We start from the raw sequence: 19,921 nt of genomic DNA on the forward strand, positions 1-19,921 counted from the left end.
TTGCGTCACGGATGAGACAGCGCTCGCACCAGCCCGTCCCGGACGGGGCCCACCCCTTCCTGAAACATGAAACACGCGACAAACGTGCCCCCGGTCCCCGGGGACCCGCCCACGAACACACTCCCAGGCTAGCGGGACCCGGACCAGGAGCGATGGCTCGGCGGAGCCGCGGAGCGGGTGACGAGGACCTCCCCCACTTCGTCCACGGGCGCGAGCGAGCCGCCGCCCCCCAGGCTCCGGGAGCTGCCGGGCACCGACCGGTGCGCCGCCCCGCGCGGGGACTCGGCCTCCGCGACGCGCTTGATGTCGGCCAGGCCCTGCTCGAAGTCGCGGCCCATGGACGCGTCCTGGTCCGCGAAGAAGGACAGCGCCTTGTCCACGAACGTGTTGCGGCCGCACATCACCCACGTCAGCAGGACGCCGCCCGGGGCCGGCTCCAGCCGGTACTCGGAGGTGTTGGTGGCGTGCATGGGGTCGGTGAAGTCCAGCCGGATGCGCACGTACTCGAGCGGCCGGCTCTCCACGATCTCCATCCGCCCCGAGCCCGTCCGCGTGCCGCGCCACTCGTAGGTCGCGCCCACACCCGAGGTCGTCTCGCCGAGCGTCACCAACTGCGAGGGCTCCACCTTCCACCACGGAGACCAGCGGTCCCAGTGGTGGAAATCGTTGACCAGCGTGAACACCACCTCGGGAGGCGCCGCGATGGACTCGCTGCGTTCGATGCGGAACGTATCGGGCCGCGTCCCGACGATGGCGACCAACCCGGCCATGACGGCGACGATGGAGACTCCCGCCAGCTTCTTCATGAATGGACCCCCGGGAACGGACGAATTTCTCCCCTTCCAAAAGCGGCGACGAACGAGCCCTCGTCGGATCGACACGCGGTACGCAAATTTTTCCGGACTTTCCAAGTCTGCAGAAGGATTGAGGGTGGCGATGGCGGCGGGAGGCCACTAGAAGCGGAGCGCCCCGCGACGTCGACCCGACAACATGAGAACCACGCATCGTCCGCTGACCACCCTGGCCCTGGCGCTGAGCCTCTTCATGGCCGCGCTGGAGGTCACCATCGTCTCCACGGCCATGCCCACGGTGGTGGGCGAGCTGGGAGGCATCCAGCGCTATGCGTGGGTGTTCACCGCGTACATGCTGTCTTCCACCATCACGGTTCCCATCTACGGGAAGCTGTCGGACCTCTACGGCCGCAAGCCCATCCTGATGTTCGGAATCGTCCTGTTCCTGGTGGGCTCCATCGCCAGCGGGCTGTCGCCGTCGATGGACATGCTCATCGCCTTCCGGACGTTGCAGGGGCTGGGCGCGGGGGCCATCCAGCCGGTGGCGCTCACCATCATCGGGGACATCTACACGCTGGAGCAGCGCGCGAAGGTGCAGGGCGCGTTCAGCGCGGTGTGGGGCGTGGCGGGGCTGGTGGGGCCGGTCACCGGCGGGCTCATCGTGAAGCACCTGAGCTGGCACTGGATCTTCTTCATCAACGTCCCCGTGGGCCTGCTGGCGCTGGCGCTCATCTCCGTCTTCTTCCACGAGCAGGTGCAGCGCCGGCAGCAGCAACTGGATTACGCGGGCGCGGCGCTGTTGAGCGTGGGCGTGGTGGCGCTGCTGTTCGGCGTGCAGGGCGTGGGGACGAACCTGTGGGGGCTGCCCATCGGGTTCGGCGTGCTGGCGCTCTTCGTCTGGGTGGAGCGCCGGGCGGCGGCCCCGGTCATCCCCATGACCATCTTCCGGCAGCCCGCCATCGCCATCTCCTCGGTGGCCGGGGCGCTGTTCTCCGCGGCGATGTTCGGGGCGACCACGTACGTGCCGCTCTACGTCCAGGCGGTGCTGGGCGCGTCCGCCACGACGGCGGGCGGGATGATCACCCCCATGATCGTCGGCTGGCCCCTGGCGGCGCTGTTCGCCGGGCGCCTGCTGCTGCGCACGGGCTTCCGGCCGCTCATCGTGGGCGGCCTGGGCCTGACGGTGGTGGGCACGGCGTTGATCGCCCTCCTGCTCAAGCCGGACGCGCCGCTGCTCGGCCTGCAGGTGGCGATGGCGCTCTTCGGCGTGGGCCTGGGCTTCTCCTCCACGGCGCTCATCATCGCGGTGCAGACCAGCGTGGGCTGGGAGCTGCGGGGCGTGGCCACCGCGAGCAACATGTTCTTCCGCACCATCGGCGGCGCGCTGGGCGTGGGGTTGATGGGCGGGGTCATGGTGTCCCGGCTGATGGAGGACCCGACCATCCCCCTGTCCGCCGCCAACGCCCTGCTCGGGCCCGAGCGCGGCCAGCACCTGCCGGAGCCCCTGCTCAGGACGCTGAGCGGCGCGCTCACCAACGGCCTCACCTTCAACTTCTGGCTCATCTGCGGCTTCACCGTCGCCGCGTTCGTCGCCGGACTGTTCTTCCCCCGCGTGTCGCGCGCGCCGGGAACGGCCGTCCCGAGCGAGCCCACCGCCGCGCCGCACTGAGGGGCCGCCCGGGAACCTCCCGCCTCCCCGAAACAGAAGTAACACGGTTTCGAATCCCAGGTGTTCTCCGGGAACCACGGTGGGCCGGGCCGTGGCTCTCCGGGAGACACCTCATGTCGAAGTCGTTCTTGGCCGTCCTCGCCGTCGCCGTCCTCGCCCTCACGGGCTGCTCGGAGGACCCCGAGCCCCCCGCGCCGCCGGTGGACCGGTGGTTCACCGCGAGCGACGGCGTCCGCCTCCACTACCTGGAGGTCGCGGGACGGGGGACGCCCATCATCCTCCTGCACGGCTTCATGGGCGGCGCGGAGCCCTCCTGGATTGCCCCCGGCATCGCCCAGGTGCTGGCGGAGGAGGGCTACCGGCTCGTCATCCTCGACCAGCGGGGCCATGGAGCGAGCGACAAGCCGCACTCGGCCGCGTCCTATGGCGAGCGCAACGTCACGGACGTCATCGAGCTGATGGACGCGCTGGGCCTCCACCGCGTCCACCTGGTGGGCTATTCCATGGGCGCGTCCATGACGCGGGTGCTGATGGCGCGCATCCCCGAGCGCATCATCAGCGCCAGCCTGGGTGGCGCGGGCGTGGAGGAGCTGGACGACGCCATCCGCGCGGAGGCCGAGTCACGCGACCCTCGGGGCACCGACCCGGACGAGGAGCGCATCCTCGAGGCCGCCGCCGACGGCCCGCCGCCCGACATGGAGGCCATGCTGGCGCTCACCCAGGCGTGGGGGGCGTGGTGGCCGCAGGCCATCGACCTGGACTCCATCGACTTCCCGGTGCAGGCGGTGAACGGGGAGTTCGACGCGCCCCACTCCAAGACGGTGAGGCCGGAGCGGGAGCTGGCGCGCTTCGAGAACGTCATCGTCCCGGGTCGCACGCACCTGACGACCCTCATCGACCCGCTGTACCACTCCCGCCTGCGGGACTTCCTCGCGGCGCACGACACGCCTTGAGGCCCCCGCGCCGGCGCGCGTCCCACGTCACGCCGGCGCGGCCGTGGCAACGGCTCAGTGGTGGTAGCCGGACGCCTCTTCACGCGTCATCGGCTTGCTCACCGGGTGCCGCTTGAAGTGCTCGATGGCGCCGAGGATGTCCGTCACCAGCAGCGTCGCCAGGTCCCGGCTGACGCCGTGGCGCACGAGCACGCGCTGCACCACCATGTCCTGGAGGTTGGCCGGCATGGGGTAGGCGGGCACCAGCCAGCCGCGCTCCCGCAGCCGGTCCGCCAGGTCGTAGAGCGTGAAGCCGGGCTTGAGGCCGTCCTTCATCTTCCAGCACACGCCGGGCACCCCGCCGCGCCCGTCGTACACGATGTCGAAGAGGCCGATCTGCTCGATGGCCTTCGCCATGAAGTTCGCGGTGTCGCTGCACGCCTGCTGGAGCCGGCGGTAGCCTTCCTTCCCGAGCCGCAGGAAGTTGTAGTACTGGATGACGACCTGCCCGCCCGGCCGCGAGAAGTTGAGCGCGAACGTCGGCATGTTCCCGCCCAGGTAGTCCACGCGGAAGATGAGCTCCTCCGGCAGGTCCGCGGCGTCGCGCCACACCACCCAGCCGCACCCCAGCGGCGTGAGGCCGAACTTGTGGCCGGAGGCGTTGATGGACTTCACGCGGGGGAGCTTGAAGTCCCAGACGACCTTCGGGTGGATGAACGGCGCGAGGAAGCCACCGCTGGCCGCGTCCACGTGGAGGGGGATGTCCAGGCCGGTGCGCTTCTGGAGGTCGTCCAGCGCGGCGGAGATCTCCTGCACCGGCTCGTAGATGAGGCTGTAGGTGATGCCGAGGGTGGGCACCACGCCGATGGTGTTCTCGTCGCAGTGCTTGAGCACCTCGGCCCCGGTCATCGTCATGCGGCCGGGCGCCAGCGGCACCTGCCGCAGCTCCACGTCGAAGTAGCGCGCGAACTTGTGCCAGCAGATCTGCACCGGACCGCAGACGAGGTTGGGCTTGTCCGTGGGCTTGCCCGCCTTCTGCCGCGCGAGCCTCCAGCGCCACTTGAGGGCGAGCCCCCCCAGCATGGCCGCCTCGCTGGAGCCGGTGGTGGAGCAGCCCATGGTGTTCGCCGCGTTGGGGGCGTGCCACAGGTCGGCGAGCATGTTCACGCAGCGGGTCTCGATTTCGGCCGTCTGCGGATACTCGTCCTTGTCGATCATGTTCTTGTCGAGGCACTCGTCCATGAGCTTGTGCACCTGCGGCTCGGACCAGGTCTGACAGAAGGTGGCGAGGTTCTGCCGGGAGTTGCCGTCGAGCAGCAGCTCGTCGTGGATCACCGCGTAGGCGTGCTCCGGGCTGTGCTCGTCATCCGGGATGCGGAACTTGGGCATGGGGACGGACAGGTCCGGCGACGCGTAGACGTCGTCGTTGATGCGGTCCCGGATTTCGTCTCGGCCGTGCAGGGGCATGGGCCCTCCTCGTGGTGAGCTGGGAAGTCATCTCTCCCGACGAGAAATGACGCCGACCGGAGGATGGGGCCTCGTTCCCGGGACCGGGGCAGGCAGGGGGGCATCCGCCCGGTCCACCTGGAGGAAGGGACTTGCCGGCCTGGAGCCGGACCCGCGACACGGGACCTCGGCTCCAGGCGCCACGCGCGGGGACTACTTCACGCCCACCGCCGCCCAGCTCTCCAGCACCGTCTTGGCCTCCGCGGAGTCCTTGCCGTAGAGGTCCTGCGCGGCCTTGTACGTGGCCTCCTTCGCCTGGGCGAAGTTGGTGGTCGGCGTCATGTAGAAGTTGAGGGCGCGCGAGTAGATCTTCAGGCCCTTCTCGATGCCGATGCCCTCCGTCACCCCTTCACCGGACGTCTTGTTCTTGCCGCCCTCGGACAGCAGGTAGAAGGCGTTGTTGGCGATGCCGGAGTTGATGTGGACGCCGCCGTTGTCCTGCGGGCCGCGGTAGCGCTTGGAGTAGTGGTCCGGCGACATGCCGTCGCTCGACGGGTCGCTCAGGTCGCGCAGGCCGTCCGTGGGGTCGCCGTTGTTCGGCGTGTACGTGTCCTCGCCCACGGTCCAGTCGAACTTCACCGCGCTGTTCTTCTGGCTGGCGTACCACTCCACGCCCACGCCCATGATGTCGCTCATCGCCTCGTTGAGGGCGCCGGACTCGTTGCGGTACTGGAGGCCCGCGGTGCGCTCGGTGAGGCCGTGGGTGATTTCGTGGCCGGCGATGTCCAGCGTGGTGAGCGAGCCGAACGTCTCGCCGTCACCGTCGCCGTAGTTCATCTTCTCGCCGTCCCAGAAGGCATTGGCGAAGTCCTCGCCCACGTGCACGTCGGAGATGAGCTTCTCGCCCTTGCCGTCGATGGAGTCGCGGCCGAGCACGTCCTTGTAGAAGTCGTAGGTCGTCTGGGCGCCGTACTGCGCGTCCACCGCGTCCTTGTTGCGCGCGGAGTCGGTCGCCTCGCCCCAGACGTCGTTGTCGTCGGTGATGGGGGCGTTGGTCTCCCAGTCCGTGTCCGGGTTGCGGTTGAGCGCGTCGCGCGTCACCACGCCACCGCCGCGCGAGGTGTCCTCGAGCGAGTAGGTGCCGTCCTCGTTCTTCGTGCTGCCGATCTCCACCTTGCCGCTGTACTGGGTGGTGTCGTCCGCCTTGCTCGTCGTCGGCTCGGTGGGCTCCGGGGTGGGCTCGGCGCCCTCGGCGGCCAGCGTGCGCTGGGTGGACGTGCCGTGCGCGTGGTCGCCCTTCGCGTGGTGCCCCACCCCGCCCATCTGGTTGTACTGCTCCAGCAGCTTGCCGGTGTTGGCGTCGACCAGGTAGTGCATGCGGCGCGGGTCCTTGCCCTGACCCACGTCCGTGGTGTTCGACAGCTCCACGTGGAAGGCGGCGCGGTACTGGCCGTCCGCGTCCTTGAAGATGACGCGCTCGGAGACGGGCGCGCGGTCCGTGGCGCCCCCGAACTCCTTCTTCGCGAGGTCCAGCGCGTCGTCCGCGGACAGCTTCGTGGGGTTCTTGCCCAGGCCGGCGGGGACGGTGGAGACCTCGCCGGTGATGCTGTCGATCTGCCCCTGGCGGTCGAGGTGGCCGACGACCTGCTCACCGAAGACGGGGACACCCTCGCTCTTGCGGTCCATGCGGACGTGGGTCATGCCCAGGTCGTCCTGCTCCACCGCGCGCGGCGCGAAGTCCGCGGCGTTGAGGCCCGACTTGCCCGCCAGCAACTGGGACACGGTGGGCGCGGCCTGCTTCTGGAGGAAGTTCACCGTCGCCTGGACCGCGGCCTTGCCCTCGGCGCTGTCGACGGGGACGGGACCGGACTTCACCGGCGGCGTCAGCGCGGCGGCGGTCGCCTTCACCTGCGCCGGGCGGACCTGCGCCTCGAACGAGGAGCCCTGGGAGAAGCCCACGGCCTTGTTCTTCACCTCGGAGGTCGCGGAGGAGCGCGCGTCGGAGGTGCGCGTGACGGGAAGCTTCGGGAGGTCGGCGCGAATCTTCATGGCGGGGGTCCGGGGGGAAGTAACGAGTCCGTTTCAATTCTCGGCTTCCGCGAGCCCGGGTTGTGTCCCCATGAGAGGAAAATGCACACACGCCCCGTGACGCCCGCCAACCCGCTGGAATCACAGGGTTGGTGAGCGGTGGGGCACGTGCTCGTCCAGGCTGGAGTCGTTGCAGAGGATGCAGCCGGTGGCGTGCAGGTAGACCTGATGCAGCTCGCAGCGCCCGTCCTCCGGGGGGCCGCAGGGCCAGCGGAAGTCGTCGCCCTCCGGGAGGGGGACGACCTCCCGGGGGAAGCGGGCCACCATGTCCCGGACCTGCCAGAGCAGCTCCGTGAGGCGCGGACTCCCCTGGCGCAGGGCGGGGGGCAGGTGCTCCCAGCCCTCCCGGTCCAGCGCCGCGTCGAGGAGCGCCACGAGGAAGCGCTGCTGGGCCTCGAAGTCGGGGGCCGTCCAGCCCAGCTCGGACACGTCGAAGCCCACCGTGCCCAGGCCGAGGAGGAGCTGGTCGCTCTCGACGATCCAGCGGGCCAACCGCAGCTCCCAGTCCGTGCGCGCGCGGGGCATCACCGCCACGGCCAGGACGTCGAAGAAGACGGACAGGGCCCCGTTGCCGAGGTGCAGCGACGGCGCCCCGGGGCCCAGCCTGCTGGAGATGGTGTCGCCCATGGGCGACGAGGCTACTCCGCCGTCAGGCGCGCTGGAGGGGCCAGGGCTGGGGACGCGAGCCGGCCTCCCAGTTGTCGTTGCGGCCATCCCAGTACTGGATGCTCAGCAGGGCCAGGTCCACGCCATCCAGGCAGCCCACGTTGATGGTGGCGAAGTCTCCCCCGAGCACCTCCACGTAGCCCCCGCCGAAGCACTGCACCCCGCAGCGCTGGCAGAACTTCCGGTAGTTCACGCTGGCGCCGACACGGTAGTCGCCCAGGTGCGCCTCACCGGAGATGACGCGCAGTGTCTTGGGCGGGACCTGGGTCGTGGTGCCGCCCATCTTCGTGCAGACGGTGCAGTTGCAGCGGTTGAGGGGCTGGGACAGGTCGACCTCACACTCGAACCGCACGGCGCCGCAGTGGCAACCGCCGACGTGCTTCTTCAGGTTCGGGGAGAACAGGGAGGAGGTCTCGCTCATGACAGGTGCTCCGGGGTGGGTGCGTCGTGTGAGGAGACTTATGGCCCCGGGCCGTGACAGGAGTATGTCAGGTTTCCTCCAGGCCTCCCGCGCGGCACTCGCGGAGCAGGGCCAGCAGCTCCTTCGTGGCCGCCGCGCGGAGGGCCTTGTCCTCGGGGTCCTGGCCCGCGTGCAGCACCCACGCGGTGACGAGGGCGTGACTGGCGGCGCGCGCGCGGGCCCAGGGGTCGGACTCGTCGTCCGCCGGCCCCTTCGTCGCTGCGGCCCACACCTCCGCCAGGTCACTGGCGCCATCCGCGAACGCGGCGGCGGCCGGCCGGCGCGCGAGGATGGACGCGTTGCGCAGGTCACCCAGTCGCCCCGCGACGACGTTCGCCTGGTGTGGCCCCTGGGAGGTGTCGGCTGCCTGGGCGAAGAGGTCGGCGGCGGGCTTCGCCTCCGGGATGCGCTCGGCGAGCCGGGCGAGCCAGTCCGCGCAGACGCGGAAGGCGCGCTCCTCCGGGAAGCGGGCCGCGACCCAGCCCACCAGGGGCGCGAGGAACGCGGAGCGCCGCCAGGCGTCCTCGACGGTGTCGTAGGGGAGGTCGGAGCGCTGGAAGAGCGCGAGCAGGGCGGCGTCGACGGAATCGGGCATCGTGGAGGCGTTATGCCCCAGGGCCACGCGTACCACTACGTGATGTTCGCCTCCGCGGACCTCAACGACGTCAACGGCTACTGCTTCGGAAAGAGCGCCACCGACGACACGCTGGTCGTCTGGTCCGTGGAGGACAGCCTGCCCACGCTCGAGCTGGAGCCCTTCGTCCCATGGCTCGCCAGGCAACTGGCGCCCCTGGTCAAGCAAGCCGCCACCGTGCGCAAGGTCCGCGCCGACGCGCTGGGGGATCCGCTCGCCCTGCTCCAGAACTCGCATGGCGAGGCGGCGACCCGGGCCCACGAGGAGAACGCGGCGGCCCTCGTCGCCTCCCACCCGCGGGCCCTGACGTTGTCCGCTCCTGGGAAGGCCATTCCCAGGAGCGGGCAGGAAGCCGCGCCCGGGAATGGACCGTTCCTTCTGCGGCCAGGGAGCACCTCTCGCTGGCTCGGCCCTTGCTCAAAGGAGGGCCTCGACCCCTGTCTTCCCCCGGAGCCACATGGCAGACGTCATCCAGGAGCTTCGCCACGCGCTGCGCATGCACGCCCGGCACCCCGGCTTCAGCCTCATCGCGGTGGCGATGCTGGCGCTGGGCATCGCCGCGAACACGGCCATCTTCAGCGTGGTGAACGCCGTCCTCCTGTCGCCCCTGCCCTTCCCCGCGCAGGACCGGCTGGTGCTGGCCTGGACGCGCCTGGCCGGCACGCCCCGCTGGACGGTGTCCCCGGCCAACTTCCTCGACTGGCGGCGGCAGAACGACGTCTTCGAGTCGATGGCCGCCTTCTCCCAGCTCTCCGTCAGCCTGACCGGCGACGGCACACCCGAGCGCCTGCGCGCCGCGAGCGTCTCCTCGAACTTCTTCCAGGTGCTGGGGGTCGCACCCGCGCTGGGCACCACGTTCCAGGCCACGGGCGAGGACACCGGTCCCCGACAGGTCGCGGTGCTCGGCCACGCGCTGTGGAAGAATCGCTTCGCGGCCGACGCCCACATCGTCGGAAGGCAGGTCCGGCTCGATGGCCGGAGCTACGAGGTGCTCGGGGTCATGCCGGAGCACTTCCAGCTCCCCGCGGTGGGCCCGACGCGGACCACCCCCACCGAGGCCCCGCAGCTCTGGATTCCCGCGCCCCTGCACGACATCCCACAGCTCGGTCCCGACCCGATGGTGGACCTGAGCCAGTCGCGCGACACGAGCTACCTGCGGGTGCTCGGGCGGCTGAAGCCGGGCGTCACGCTGGAGCGCGCCTCCGCCGCGATGGGCGTCGTCGCGGACGGGCTGAGCCTCCTGCATCCGCAGACCAACACGCGCTCCGGCATCGCCCTGGTGCCCTTGCGGGAGCAGCTCCTGGGCGACGTGCAGCCCGTGCTCTGGCTGCTGCTGGGCGCGGTGGGGCTCGTGCTGGCCATCGCCTGCGCGAACGTCGCCAACCTCTTCCTCGTGCGGGCGTCGGCGCGTCGTCCGGAGATGGCGGTCCGCGCCGCGCTGGGCGCCGCGCGCTGGAGGTTGGTGCGCCAGTTGCTCACGGAGAGCGTGCTCCTGTCGCTCGTCGCGGGCGCGCTCGGCTTGCTGCTCGCCACGTGGGGGATGGAAGGGCTGTTGAAGCTGATCCCTCCCGAGCTGCCTCGGCTGGAGGACGTCGGCGTGGACGGCCGCGTGCTGGCCTTCACCTTGTGCATGTCCCTGGGCACCGGGGTCCTGTTCGGACTGCTGCCCGCGCTCCAGGCCTCCACCCCCGACCTGAACGGCGTGCTGCGACAGACGGGAGGCGGCAAGCTGGCGGGCGGGTATCGCTCGCGCAACGCGCTGGTGGTGGGCGAGGTCGCCCTGGCGGTGGTGCTCCTCATCAGCGCCGGGCTGCTGGTGCGCAGCCTGTGGCGGCTCCAGGCGGTGGAGCCGGGCTTCCAGCAGGAGGGCGTGCTCACGTGGAGCCTGTCCCTGCCTCCGGAGCGCTATCCGGACGAGGCCCGGCAGTCCGCCTTCTTCCAGCAGGTGGTGGAGCGCGTCGCGCAAGTCCCCGGCGTCGAGGGCGCGGGGGCCATCTCCGACCTCCCGCTGGGAGGCGCCAACATCTGGCTGGAGCTGGAGGTCGAGGGGCGGCCCGTACCGCGAACCGAGCGACCCTCGGTGGGCTTCCAGTCCATCACGCCCGGGTACCTGGGCGCGCTGGGCATCCCCCTGCTGCGCGGGCGGGACGTGGCGACGACGGACACGTCGAAGTCGGAGCCGGTGGTGCTCCTGAACCAGGCCGCCGCGCGCCAGCACTTCCCGGGACAGGAGGCGGTGGGGCAACGCATCCGGCTGGGGGACGAGACGAGCCCCATGCTCACGGTGGTGGGCGTGGTGGGCGACGTGAAGTACGACGGCCCGGCGAAGGAGGCCCGGCCCGAGGCCTACGTCGCGGCGCTCCAGCGCACCCTCTTCTTCTCGTCGTTCGTGGTGCGCACGAGGGGCGAGCCGGCGACGCTGATTCCCGCCGTGCGCGCGGCGGTGGGTGAGCTGGACAAGGACCTCCCCCTGACGGACCCACGCACCATGGAGCAACGCGTGACGGAGGCCACGGCGCGCCCGCGCTTCATGTCCGTGCTCGTGGCGATGTTCGCGTGCATGTCCCTGCTGCTGGCCGGCGTGGGCCTGTCCGGGGTGATGGCCTACACGGTGCGCCAGCGCACGCGGGAGCTGGGCATCCGCATGGCGCTCGGCGCCAGCCCCGCGGACGTGCTGCGCATGGTGTTGGGCCACGGCCTGCGGCTGGCGCTGGTGGGCGTGGCCATGGGCATGGTGGGGGCCTTCGCGGTGACGCGCGTCATGTCCAGCCAGCTCTATGGCGTGAGCACCACGGACCCGCTCACCTTCGGCACGCTCGCCGCCGTGGTGATGGCCGTCGCGCTGGTGGCCACCTGGCTGCCGGCCTATCGCGCCACCCGCGTCGACCCCCAGGTCGCCCTGCGCGGCGAGTGAGCCAGGAGGCGTCCTCCTCGGACGCCCCCCGTCCCCCAGTCACGGCGCGTCCGCGAGCGTGTACTCGAAGTCGTAGGAGTGGTTCCCCTTGTCGTCGATGATGATCTTCATCGACCCGGCGAGGCCCGTCAGCGCGCCCGCGCCCGAGTCCGGCACCACCGTCACCGACAGCGAGTACGCGCCCCGGTCCATCGTCCCCGAGTGCTGGAGGATGAAGCTCCCCTGGCGCCCATCCAGGGTGCCCGTCACGTGCTCCAGCGCGACATAACCGCCCGAGCCCTTGTCGGGGGAGCGCGTGGCCAGCATCTGGCCCTCGCTGGTGGCCTCCAGCGCGCCGTGGAACCGCTTGTCGATTCGCATGCGCCCGAGCACGGACCGGGCCGCCTCCGCGTCCGGAGCCATGGGGAGGAGCTTCACGTCAAAGGGGCCACTCACTCGCTTCGTCATCCGCGCCTCACTCCTGGTTTCTCCACGGGACTTCGCCGCGCGGGTCTCCGCGCAGCCCTGCACGAGTGCCACGCCGGCGACCCATGCCAGCACCTTCATCCGCGTCATCGCCATCCGCCCGCTCCTTGGCAAGTGGGCGAGGGATACGCCCGCGTGAGCGCGCTCGGATTGCAAAAACGCGACACCCGGACAGAATCCGTCCCGGTGAGCCGTCCTCGCATCGACGCGCCTCGGGGCGTCCTCCAGCGGTCCGCCCCCCCGGGCCGCATCCACCACGAGCGCTTCGCGCCGTCGCCCGCGCTGGAGGCGTTCATCCAACACTTCTGGACGGTGCGCTGGGACCTGCGCGGGGAGGCCCCCGTCGTGGCTCGCACGCTGCCGCATCCGTGCGTCCACCTCCTCTTCGAGCGAGGTCGCGCGCGCGTCGCGGGCGTGCACGAGCGCAGGTTCCAACGCCGGCTCCAGGGCGTGGACCGCGTCTTCGGCGTCAAGTTCCGCCCCGCGGCCTTCCAGCCGCTGCTGCGCGCGCCCGTGTCCAGCCTCACCGGTCGCACCGTGGGGCTGCGCGCCGTCTTCGGCCGGGAGAGCGACGCGCTGCGAGACGCCATCCTCGAGGAGCCGGACGCGCGCCGATGCATGCGGCTGGCGGAGGCGTTCTTCCAGGCGCGACTGCCGCCCATGCCCACCCCCATCGCGCGGTTGAGGGACCTGGTGGAGCGCCTCGCCTCGGACCCGGACATCACCCGCATGGAGCAGGTGGCCGCGCTCGCCGGGCTCGACCCGCGCACCCTCCAGCGGCGCTTCCGGGCCGCCGTGGGTGTCAGCCCCAAGTGGGTGGTGCAGCGGTACCGACTGCACGAGGCCGCCGAGCTGCTCGCGCGCCCGGACGCGCAGGACATGGCCGCGCTCGCGCTGAGCCTGGGGTACTTCGACCAATCCCACTTCATCCGCGACTTCAAGGCCGTCGTGGGCCAATCCCCGGGACGGTACATCGCCGAGGCAGCCGCCCGGGAACCGCGTCGATGAATTCCATTCAAATCTCGTTTTGCAGCTCCCGCTTAGGATTTGCTTAAGGTCCTCGCCCTACCCTCCTGGGGCAGTCATTGGAGGGAGTGCACATGCACGACGACGAGCGGAGCCATCACCAGGGGCTCCAGCAGGACCTGCGGGTCCTGCGGACGATGGCGGACCGGCGGCAGTTGTTGCGCTGGATGGCGGGCGCCAGCCTCATCCCGTTGATCGGATGCGGCGGAGAGGAAGGCGACCAGACGCTCCCTCCGGGAGAGTCGACCAGCGATGCGACGGCCTGCACGCGCATCCCCGAGGAGACGGCGGGCCCCTATCCGGGGGACGGCTCCAACGGCGCGAACGCGCTGGTGCTGTCGGGCATCGTCCGGAGCGACATCCGCGCGAGCCTCGCGGGGGCGACGGGCGTGGCGCAGGGTGTGCCGCTCACCATCAACCTCACGCTGGTGAACAGCTCGAACGGGTGCGCGCCGCTGGAGGGGTACGCCATCTACCTGTGGCACTGCGACCGGGCGGGGCTCTATTCGATGTACTCGGCGGGCGTCACCAACGAGAACTACCTGCGCGGCGTGCAGGTGACGGACAGCGCGGGCAAGGTGTCCTTCACCTCCATCTTCCCGGGGTGCTACGCGGGGCGCTGGCCGCACATCCACTTCGAGATGTATCCCTCGGTCTCGGCGGCGACGAACTCCCGCAACAAGGTGGCCACCTCGCAGCTCGCGCTGCCGAAGGCGACCTGTGACGAGGCCTACACCGCCACGGGCTATTCGCAGAGCGTCACCAACCTGCGCAACATCAGCCTCGCCACGGACAACGTGTTCCGCGACGGCTACGCGAGCCAGCTCGCGACGGTGACGGGCAGCGTCGGCGCGGGCTACGTCTCCGAGCTCGTCGTCGGCATCGCCCGCTGACGACGAAGACCGGGCGGGAGATGGCCCATTCCACCTCCCACCCGGCCCCGGCCCGACCACCACACACAGCGAGGGGCGCACCGGCCCGCGCCCCTCAGGCCCTCACAGCCCGAGCAGGCAGAGCGTGTCGAGCTGGTAGAAGTCCGACGGGACGAACGGGTTCCACGTCTGCCGCACGAAGTAGAGGCGGCGGCCGTCGACGCTGAGCGACGGGTGGAACTCGTCCTTCTCCGTGTTCACCGACGGCCCCAGGTTGACGGCCTTCAGCCACCGGCCGCCCACGTTGACGCTGGCGTAGAGGTCTCCCAGGCCGTACCCCTCCGGCCGGTTGAGCGACGCGAAGATGAGCACGTGGCCGTCCCAGGAGATGTGCGAGTTGTATTCCCAGTAGTCGTCGCTGTTCACGCCCGTGCCCAGCTTCTCCCGGGGGGCGTAGCCGGGGCCGCGGCGCTCCGCCTTGTAGATGTTGAAGTCCGAGTCGAACGTGCCGCTGGCGAAGTACAGCGTGCCGTCCTTCGTCGCGCTGACGTACAGCTCCTGCTGGTCGGAGTTGATGTTCGGCCCCAGGTGCTCGGGCGTGCCCCACTGGCCCCCCGCGCCACGTCGCACCACCCACAGGTCCGTGTCCGAGCGCTGCGGGCCCTGCCCCCCCACCGGGCGCGCCGAGGAGAAGTACACCGTGCTCCCGTCCGGCGTGACGAACGGGTCGGAGTCCTGGAAGGTGCCGGAGAAGGGGACGATCTCCCCCGGGGTGAAGTGGCCGTTCACCTTGTGGGTCACGAAGATGGCCTGGTAGGGCTCCTCGTCCAGGTCCACGTGGTAGTACGCGGTGTTGCCGTCGCGGGTGAAGGACAGGCGGTACTCGGAGCGCTCGGGCAGCGACACCTCGCCGGGCGCGAACATGCTGCCGCCCACGGGGCAGCTCAGCGAGCGCAGGGACGCCTCGGACACGGCCTCCGTGCCCACGAGCGCCTCCGCCACCTGCGTCGACTCCGGCTCACCCGCCGCGCACGCCAGCGACGCCGACGACAGCGCGACCGCCAGCCCCAGGGACCACGACCTCTTGGAAATGAAGCGATGCATGTGACCTCCCCTTTGATGGAGCCAAGGTCGCTCGGCATCGCGAGGGAGGCGACGGGGATGTGACGAACGGTGGAGGTCCCGGGGCGAACCGTGGACGCCGGGGACGGCGCCCTCAGGACGGCAGGTCCAGGGCCCGCTGGAGCCGGGCGCGGTAGCTGCGTCCGGAGGTGAGCTTCGTGCCGTCTCGCAGGGTGAGGACGTACTCGCCGGGAGGCAGCGGCTCCACCTCCTCGATGCGGTCCACCCGGACGATGAGCGAGCGGTGCGCGCGCACGAAGTCCTTCGGGTCCAGCTTCGCCTCCAGCGCGTTCATCGTCTCACGCGTCAGGTAGGACTGCTTGCCCAGGTGGACACAGGCGTAGTTGCCCTCCGCCTCCAGGTAGTCGATGTCCTCCACGCGCAGGAAGCGCATGCGCCAGCCCACCTTGGCCACCAGCTTCGTCGCGTAGCGTTCGGCCGAGGACGGCAGGCGGTGCGACAGCGACTCCAGCCGCTCGATGAGCTCCGCGTCCAGCTCCGTCGCGCCGGTGCGCCGACGCTCGCGCACCCGGGTGAGGCTCTGCTGGAAGCGCTCCCGGTCGAAGGGCTTGAGCAGGTAGTCGAGCGCGTTGGCCTCGAAGGCCTGCACCGCGAAGTCCCGGTGCGCCGTCACGAAGATGACGGCGGGCTGGTGGTCGGCGGCGGTGGCCCGCAGGACGCCGAAGCCATCCGGCTCCGGCATCTGCACGTCGAGCAGGACGAGGTCCGGCCGCTCCCGGCCGATGGCGGCGACCGCCTCCGTCCCGTCCCGACACTCTCCGATGACGGCCATGTCCGACTCGTCGGCCAGGAGCTCCTTCAGGCGCTCCCGGGCGAGCGGCTCGTCATCGACGATGAGCACGCGGATGGGCGTCGTCACGCCACGGGCCCCGTCCGGTAGGGGATGCAGAGCGTGACCGAGGCGCCGCCCCCCGTCGCGCCCCGCAGCTCCATGCGGTGGTCCATGCCGTAGAGCTGCACCAGCCGCTCGCGGGTGAGCCACAGGCCCTTGCCGCTGCCCGGGCCCGTCCTCGGGGCGCCGTCGCGCAGGCCCACGCCGTCGTCGCGGACCTCCAGCAGCAGCTCGGCGCCCTCCCGTCGAGCGGCCACCGTCACGGTCCCCGGCGCGGAGCGGGGCGCGATGCCGTGCTGGATGGCGTTCTCCACCAGGGGCTGGAGCAGCAGGTGCGGCACGTGCGCGCCGAGGGCGTCCGGCGCAATCTCCTGTCGCACCTGGAGCCGGTCCGTGAAGCGCACGCCCTGGATGTCCAGGTAGAGCTGGAGCGTGCGCAGCTCCTCGCGCAGGGGGACCTCCTCGTGGGCCGCGTCCAGCGTGCCCCGCAGCAGGTCGCTCAGCCGGGCGATCATCCGCTCACTGCCCCGGGGGTCGCGGTGCACGAGGGCGGAGATGGAGTTCAGCGTGTTGAAGAGGAAGTGCGGGTGCAGTTGCGCCTTGAGCACGTGGAGCTGCGCGCGGGCCAGTTGCGTGTCCTTCAGCCGCACCTGCTCGGCGAGGTACACCGCGTGCGCGACGCCCAGGAGGATGAGGTAGATGAACGGGTTGTAGAGCAACGCGTGCTGGAGCACCTCCCCATAGGCCGGCGGCACCTCGTACCAGTGGACCCACGGGTCCAGCGCGTAGATGACGGTGGCCCGGCTGAACGAGACGGCGAGCGCCCCACCCGCGTGCAGCAACGCGTGCGCGCGCCAGTGGCGCCGCTCCAGGGGGAAGCGCAGCCCCATCCAGAGGATGGCGATGGCGATGGGCGCCCAGAGGACGTTGGCGAAGCCCTCCGTCACCAGCGCGTGGCCCCACGTCACCCCTCGGACGGAGTGCGCCTCGCTCGCCGCGGCCACGCCCTGCAGCGTCCAATAGGCGAACGAGAGGAGCCACCATCTCCAGGAAGGGCCGCGTGTCATGGGCGGGCAGCGTACACGGCGTCACCCTGCTTTCGACAACCCCGCCCCTCCGCCCCTCTGTCGAAGCGCCGTCCAGGACGTCCGCGTCATCGCCCCAGGCGCGTCTCTTCCGCCCGCCCCCTCATCGTCCGGGCCGGCCTTTCCTTTCTTCCGGCAACCAAGTGACAATAGACACATGTCACTGCTCCGCCCGCTCCTCGTGTGTCTGGCCGTGGTCCTCACCGCCTGTGGCGCCTCCGATGCCGGAGAGAAGGAGACGGGGCCCGACCCGACCGGGCCCGGGTTGGTCGGAGACAGCGGGACGACGGACTCCGGCGCGGCGGACGCCGGGGCCGCGGATGCGGGGACCTCGGACGCCGGGGCCGCGGACCCGCTGGCGGGGCTGACACGCATCGCGACGGCGGAGTACCAGCTCTTCTACCTGGTGAATGGCCGGGTGCTGGGCATCGGCTCCAACCGCGCCGGGCAGCTCGGCATGGGGCACGCCAATCCGTACAACCAGGTGCCACCCAAGGACATCGCGTTGCCCGCGGACCTGCGCTTCAAGGACGTGGCGGGCGGCGGCTTCCAGAGCCTCGCGTTGGATACGACGGGGCGCGTGTGGACCTTCGGGCAGAACCTGTACGGCCAGAAGGGCGACGGCACGACGGTGGACCGCCCCAACACGAGCGCGCCGGGCAACAACGGCGTCCCCTACCTCGTCCCCCAGGACTCCACGGGCGCGGTGTTCGACGGCGTCGTCGCGGTGCGCAGCGCGCTCGTGTTCAACATGGCGCTGAAGACGGACGGCTCCGTGTGGGTCTGGGGCATGAGCGGGACGGCCATCGGCAACACGCTGGGCATCGCGGGCGACGGCGACACGACGGCGCGCAACCTCACCCGTCCCACGCGTGTCCCGCTCCCGGCGGGCACCCGCATCACGACGTTCACCACCAACGACAGCGCCATCTTCGCGCTCGATGACACGGGCAAGCTGTGGGCCTGGGGCGGCGCCGGCTCCGCGGAGACGCTGGGCACCGGCAAGTTCACGGAGTACGCGAGGCCCAACCCGCTCACCATTCCCGCGCGCGTGAAGGAGGTCGCCGCCGGTGGCAGCCGCTGGGCCGTGGCGCTGGACGAGACGGGCACGCTGTGGGGCTGGGGCATGCAGGGCACCTTCCTGGGCCTGGGCAAGCCGGAGGGTGAGTGGTTCCCGGTGTCCACGCCGCGCAAGCTGTCCTTCCCGGAGTTCGGCACGCGCAAGATCGTCCACGTGTCGGCCAACGGCCACGCCACGCACGTCATCCTGGATGACGGCACGCTGTGGGGCTGGGGCGACAGCGCGATGGGCGAGGTGGGCAACGGGGTGATGCTGGACTTCGCCACCTACCACACGCCCTACCAGTGGGACTGGTCCAACTACCAGAAGATGGTCTTCCGTCCCGTGCAGATCGCCCCGGGTGTGACGTTCAAGGCGCTGCACGACACCGCGCAGTCCTTCTACGGCTACGCCACCGCGACGGATGGGACCCTCTACTCCTGGGGACGCAACAAGACGGGCGTGCTGGGCAACGGGGTGCTGCCCACCGGCGACGTGGCGAACCGGCCGGACAGTTGGAACGTGGCCACCGCGACGCCCGTGCCCGGGCACGAGCTGACCTTCGGCACGCCCACGCCGTCGAAGTAGGTCCGCGCTCAATCCGGGAGCAGCACGACGGCCCGCCCGTGGGAGAAGGGCTGGGCCGTGGCGAAGCGGGGCGTCAGCGCCCAGCTCCCGTCCGGGCGGATGTAGCCGAACAGGCCGCCCTCCTTCACGGCGGCCAGCCCCTCGGAGAACCCGCCGTTCACCGCCTCGAAGCGAGGCTCGATGACCCGCGCGCCCGTCTTGTCGATGAAGCCATGGCGACCCTGCTCGTTCACCTGCGCGAGCCCCTCGTGGAAACAGCACTCCGACAGCCCGCGGTCCCACTGCGGGAGGGTGGGCTCCAACACCCACGCACCGGATTCGTCCACGAAGCCGAACTTCCCGTCGCGCGCGACGAGCGCCAGGCCCTCCGAGAACGGCCGCATCGTCTCGAAGGGATAGGTGGCGAGGCAGGCCCCTGTCGGGTCGATGAGACGCCAGTGCTCGCCCTTCGGCCGCTTCTTGATGGCGACCAGCGCCTTGCCGTCCTTGAAGACACGCGCCAGACCTCCGCCGAAGCCCTCCAGCACCACCTCGCCGTGAGGATTGATGTAGGCATCCGACCCGCGCGCCCCGAAGCGCATCACCGGCGCCAATCCGGAGCTGAACCGGCCCACGTTCGCGTAGGTCGCGCCCGCGATGACATACCGGGTGAAGTTCGCCTGGAACGTCACCTGCAACACGAGCACGCCCTGCGGGTCGATGAAGCCCTGGTCGGTCAACGCCAGCCCCCCGTTGAAGCCCGAGAAGGCGCGCCGCACCTTCAATTGTTGCGTCCCCTCCACGTCGATGAAGGCCCAGCCATCCCCCGTCGGCATCCGGGCCCGCCCCTCGTTGAAGGAGAAGGGCGTCCCGTGCGGACTGGGGATGACCAACGCGCCGGTCGTGTCGATGAAGCCGTATCGAGAAGCCATGGGGCACCGTAGCCACCCCGCCCCCTCCGGTCCATGACCAACGAGCCTCCAGCGGTCAGCGCAACAGGTCCTCGCCTCGCGTCGCTCACGAGTTCCGGTTCACTCAGCGCAGTCGCCGTGCCCACGAGCGCGCTCGAGTGGCGCGTGTCCGCGCGGGTGGCGTCGTCGTCGGAGCAGACGAAGAGCAGGACGGGAGCGCGAGGAGCGACGCGAGGAAGGACGTCTTCGGAGGCGATGCGCCGCTCCCCGACCAGGCGAGTCGAATGTCCTGGGTGGGACACAACAGCCGGGGCACCCTCGAGAGGAACACCCGGTATACTGGGGGCTCCGCCGGCAGAA

17 protein-coding genes are annotated in these 19,921 nt (G+C 70.6%); 6 read left to right on the forward strand and 11 right to left on the reverse strand.

What is annotated here, in order from left to right; all coding sequences use genetic code 11:
* Nucleotides 1–128: 128 nt before the first annotated feature.
* On the reverse strand, nucleotides 129–806 hold the full coding sequence (locus LZ198_RS03955; RefSeq protein ID WP_253970512.1) for an SRPBCC family protein: 678 nt from the start codon (nucleotides 804–806) through the stop codon (nucleotides 129–131).
* 184 nt (nucleotides 807–990) lie between these two features.
* Between LZ198_RS03955 and LZ198_RS03960 the strand changes: the two genes are divergently transcribed.
* Nucleotides 991–2,460 carry an MDR family MFS transporter gene (locus LZ198_RS03960; protein WP_253970513.1) on the forward strand — a complete coding sequence of 490 codons (1,470 nt, stop codon included), beginning with the start codon at nucleotides 991–993 and terminating at the stop codon, nucleotides 2,458–2,460.
* A 113-nt stretch (nucleotides 2,461–2,573) separates the two neighbouring features.
* Entirely contained in the window at nucleotides 2,574–3,413 is an 840-nt protein-coding gene (locus LZ198_RS03965; RefSeq protein WP_253970514.1) for an alpha/beta fold hydrolase, read from the forward strand.
* A 54-nt stretch (nucleotides 3,414–3,467) separates the two neighbouring features.
* On the opposite strand, the gene LZ198_RS03970 is transcribed toward LZ198_RS03965, so the two are convergent.
* The 5 genes from LZ198_RS03970 to LZ198_RS03990 all read right to left on the reverse strand — a co-directional run bounded on the left by LZ198_RS03970 (nucleotide 3,468) and on the right by LZ198_RS03990 (nucleotide 8,647).
* Nucleotides 3,468–4,859, reverse strand: a complete 1,392-nt coding sequence (locus tag LZ198_RS03970; protein WP_253970515.1) for a glutamate decarboxylase — start codon at nucleotides 4,857–4,859, stop codon at nucleotides 3,468–3,470.
* A gap of 192 nt (nucleotides 4,860–5,051) precedes the next feature.
* Nucleotides 5,052–6,887, reverse strand: a complete 1,836-nt coding sequence (locus tag LZ198_RS03975; protein ID WP_253970516.1) for a M4 family metallopeptidase — start codon at nucleotides 6,885–6,887, stop codon at nucleotides 5,052–5,054.
* Nucleotides 6,888–7,007: 120 nt separating this feature from the next.
* Nucleotides 7,008–7,553: a hypothetical protein gene (locus LZ198_RS03980; RefSeq protein ID WP_253970517.1), complete on the reverse strand. Its 546-nt coding sequence runs from the start codon at nucleotides 7,551–7,553 to the stop codon at nucleotides 7,008–7,010.
* A gap of 22 nt (nucleotides 7,554–7,575) precedes the next feature.
* A complete protein-coding gene (locus LZ198_RS03985) occupies nucleotides 7,576–8,013 on the reverse strand; it encodes a GFA family protein (protein WP_253970518.1) in 438 nt (145 codons plus the stop codon).
* A gap of 67 nt (nucleotides 8,014–8,080) precedes the next feature.
* The gene (locus LZ198_RS03990; protein WP_253970519.1) at nucleotides 8,081–8,647 is read right to left on the reverse strand and encodes a hypothetical protein; all 567 of its coding nucleotides are present in this window, start codon (nucleotides 8,645–8,647) and stop codon (nucleotides 8,081–8,083) included.
* Between the two features lie 496 nt (nucleotides 8,648–9,143).
* Between LZ198_RS03990 and LZ198_RS03995 the strand changes: the two genes are divergently transcribed.
* The gene (locus LZ198_RS03995; protein ID WP_253970520.1) at nucleotides 9,144–11,600 is read left to right on the forward strand and encodes an ABC transporter permease; all 2,457 of its coding nucleotides are present in this window, start codon (nucleotides 9,144–9,146) and stop codon (nucleotides 11,598–11,600) included.
* 39 nt (nucleotides 11,601–11,639) lie between these two features.
* Here LZ198_RS03995 and LZ198_RS04000 read toward each other — a convergent pair whose 3' ends face one another.
* The gene (locus tag LZ198_RS04000) at nucleotides 11,640–12,047 is read right to left on the reverse strand and encodes a DUF3224 domain-containing protein (protein ID WP_253970521.1); all 408 of its coding nucleotides are present in this window, start codon (nucleotides 12,045–12,047) and stop codon (nucleotides 11,640–11,642) included.
* A gap of 204 nt (nucleotides 12,048–12,251) precedes the next feature.
* Between LZ198_RS04000 and LZ198_RS43375 the strand changes: the two genes are divergently transcribed.
* Together LZ198_RS43375 and LZ198_RS04010 are read left to right on the forward strand one after the other, a co-directional pair.
* Nucleotides 12,252–13,073, forward strand: coding sequence for a DUF6597 domain-containing transcriptional factor (locus LZ198_RS43375; protein ID WP_253970522.1), 822 nt, complete (start codon nucleotides 12,252–12,254; stop codon nucleotides 13,071–13,073).
* Nucleotides 13,074–13,165: 92 nt separating this feature from the next.
* Nucleotides 13,166–13,984: an intradiol ring-cleavage dioxygenase gene (locus tag LZ198_RS04010; RefSeq protein ID WP_253970523.1), complete on the forward strand. Its 819-nt coding sequence runs from the start codon at nucleotides 13,166–13,168 to the stop codon at nucleotides 13,982–13,984.
* 102 nt (nucleotides 13,985–14,086) lie between these two features.
* Here the strand turns inward: LZ198_RS04010 and LZ198_RS04015 are convergent, their stop codons facing one another.
* The 3 genes from LZ198_RS04015 to LZ198_RS04025 all read right to left on the reverse strand — a co-directional run bounded on the left by LZ198_RS04015 (nucleotide 14,087) and on the right by LZ198_RS04025 (nucleotide 17,005).
* Nucleotides 14,087–15,067 (reverse strand): TolB-like translocation protein, encoded by a 981-nt coding sequence (locus tag LZ198_RS04015; protein WP_253970524.1) that lies wholly within the window; start codon nucleotides 15,065–15,067, stop codon nucleotides 14,087–14,089.
* A gap of 112 nt (nucleotides 15,068–15,179) precedes the next feature.
* Nucleotides 15,180–15,965 (reverse strand): LytR/AlgR family response regulator transcription factor, encoded by a 786-nt coding sequence (locus LZ198_RS04020; protein WP_253970525.1) that lies wholly within the window; start codon nucleotides 15,963–15,965, stop codon nucleotides 15,180–15,182.
* Nucleotides 15,962–17,005 carry a sensor histidine kinase gene (locus tag LZ198_RS04025; protein ID WP_253970526.1) on the reverse strand — a complete coding sequence of 348 codons (1,044 nt, stop codon included), beginning with the start codon at nucleotides 17,003–17,005 and terminating at the stop codon, nucleotides 15,962–15,964. The genes LZ198_RS04020 and LZ198_RS04025 overlap by 4 nt, the downstream gene beginning before the upstream one ends.
* A gap of 175 nt (nucleotides 17,006–17,180) precedes the next feature.
* Here LZ198_RS04025 and LZ198_RS04030 point away from each other — a divergent pair, with 175 nt between their 5' ends.
* The gene (locus LZ198_RS04030) at nucleotides 17,181–18,671 is read left to right on the forward strand and encodes an RCC1 domain-containing protein (protein WP_253970527.1); all 1,491 of its coding nucleotides are present in this window, start codon (nucleotides 17,181–17,183) and stop codon (nucleotides 18,669–18,671) included.
* Between the two features lie 8 nt (nucleotides 18,672–18,679).
* On the opposite strand, the gene LZ198_RS04035 is transcribed toward LZ198_RS04030, so the two are convergent.
* Nucleotides 18,680–19,582, reverse strand: coding sequence for a WG repeat-containing protein (locus LZ198_RS04035; RefSeq protein WP_253970528.1), 903 nt, complete (start codon nucleotides 19,580–19,582; stop codon nucleotides 18,680–18,682).
* Between the last annotated feature and the right edge of the window lie 339 nt (nucleotides 19,583–19,921).

Source organism: Myxococcus dinghuensis (genome assembly GCF_024198235.1).
Classification (GTDB): Bacteria; Myxococcota; Myxococcia; order Myxococcales; family Myxococcaceae; genus Myxococcus; species Myxococcus dinghuensis.

What these genes read in the sequence shown, in the direction of transcription:
- LZ198_RS03960 (WP_253970513.1), top strand. Translation starts at nt 991, where the DNA reads ATGAGAACCACGCATCGTCCGCTGACCACCCTGGCCCTGGCGCTGAGC.
- LZ198_RS03955 (WP_253970512.1), bottom strand. Translation starts at nt 806, where the DNA reads ATGAAGAAGCTGGCGGGAGTCTCCATCGTCGCCGTCATGGCCGGGTTG.
- LZ198_RS03995 (WP_253970520.1), top strand. Translation starts at nt 9,144, where the DNA reads ATGGCAGACGTCATCCAGGAGCTTCGCCACGCGCTGCGCATGCACGCC.
- LZ198_RS03980 (WP_253970517.1), bottom strand. Translation starts at nt 7,553, where the DNA reads ATGGGCGACACCATCTCCAGCAGGCTGGGCCCCGGGGCGCCGTCGCTG.
- LZ198_RS04015 (WP_253970524.1), bottom strand. Translation starts at nt 15,067, where the DNA reads ATGCATCGCTTCATTTCCAAGAGGTCGTGGTCCCTGGGGCTGGCGGTC.
- LZ198_RS03985 (WP_253970518.1), bottom strand. Translation starts at nt 8,013, where the DNA reads ATGAGCGAGACCTCCTCCCTGTTCTCCCCGAACCTGAAGAAGCACGTC.
- LZ198_RS04030 (WP_253970527.1), top strand. Translation starts at nt 17,181, where the DNA reads ATGTCACTGCTCCGCCCGCTCCTCGTGTGTCTGGCCGTGGTCCTCACC.
- LZ198_RS03975 (WP_253970516.1), bottom strand. Translation starts at nt 6,887, where the DNA reads ATGAAGATTCGCGCCGACCTCCCGAAGCTTCCCGTCACGCGCACCTCC.
- LZ198_RS04000 (WP_253970521.1), bottom strand. Translation starts at nt 12,047, where the DNA reads ATGACGAAGCGAGTGAGTGGCCCCTTTGACGTGAAGCTCCTCCCCATG.
- LZ198_RS03965 (WP_253970514.1), top strand. Translation starts at nt 2,574, where the DNA reads ATGTCGAAGTCGTTCTTGGCCGTCCTCGCCGTCGCCGTCCTCGCCCTC.
- LZ198_RS03990 (WP_253970519.1), bottom strand. Translation starts at nt 8,647, where the DNA reads ATGCCCGATTCCGTCGACGCCGCCCTGCTCGCGCTCTTCCAGCGCTCC.
- LZ198_RS03970 (WP_253970515.1), bottom strand. Translation starts at nt 4,859, where the DNA reads ATGCCCCTGCACGGCCGAGACGAAATCCGGGACCGCATCAACGACGAC.
- LZ198_RS04035 (WP_253970528.1), bottom strand. Translation starts at nt 19,582, where the DNA reads ATGGCTTCTCGATACGGCTTCATCGACACGACCGGCGCGTTGGTCATC.
- LZ198_RS04025 (WP_253970526.1), bottom strand. Translation starts at nt 17,005, where the DNA reads ATGACACGCGGCCCTTCCTGGAGATGGTGGCTCCTCTCGTTCGCCTAT.
- LZ198_RS04010 (WP_253970523.1), top strand. Translation starts at nt 13,166, where the DNA reads ATGCACGACGACGAGCGGAGCCATCACCAGGGGCTCCAGCAGGACCTG.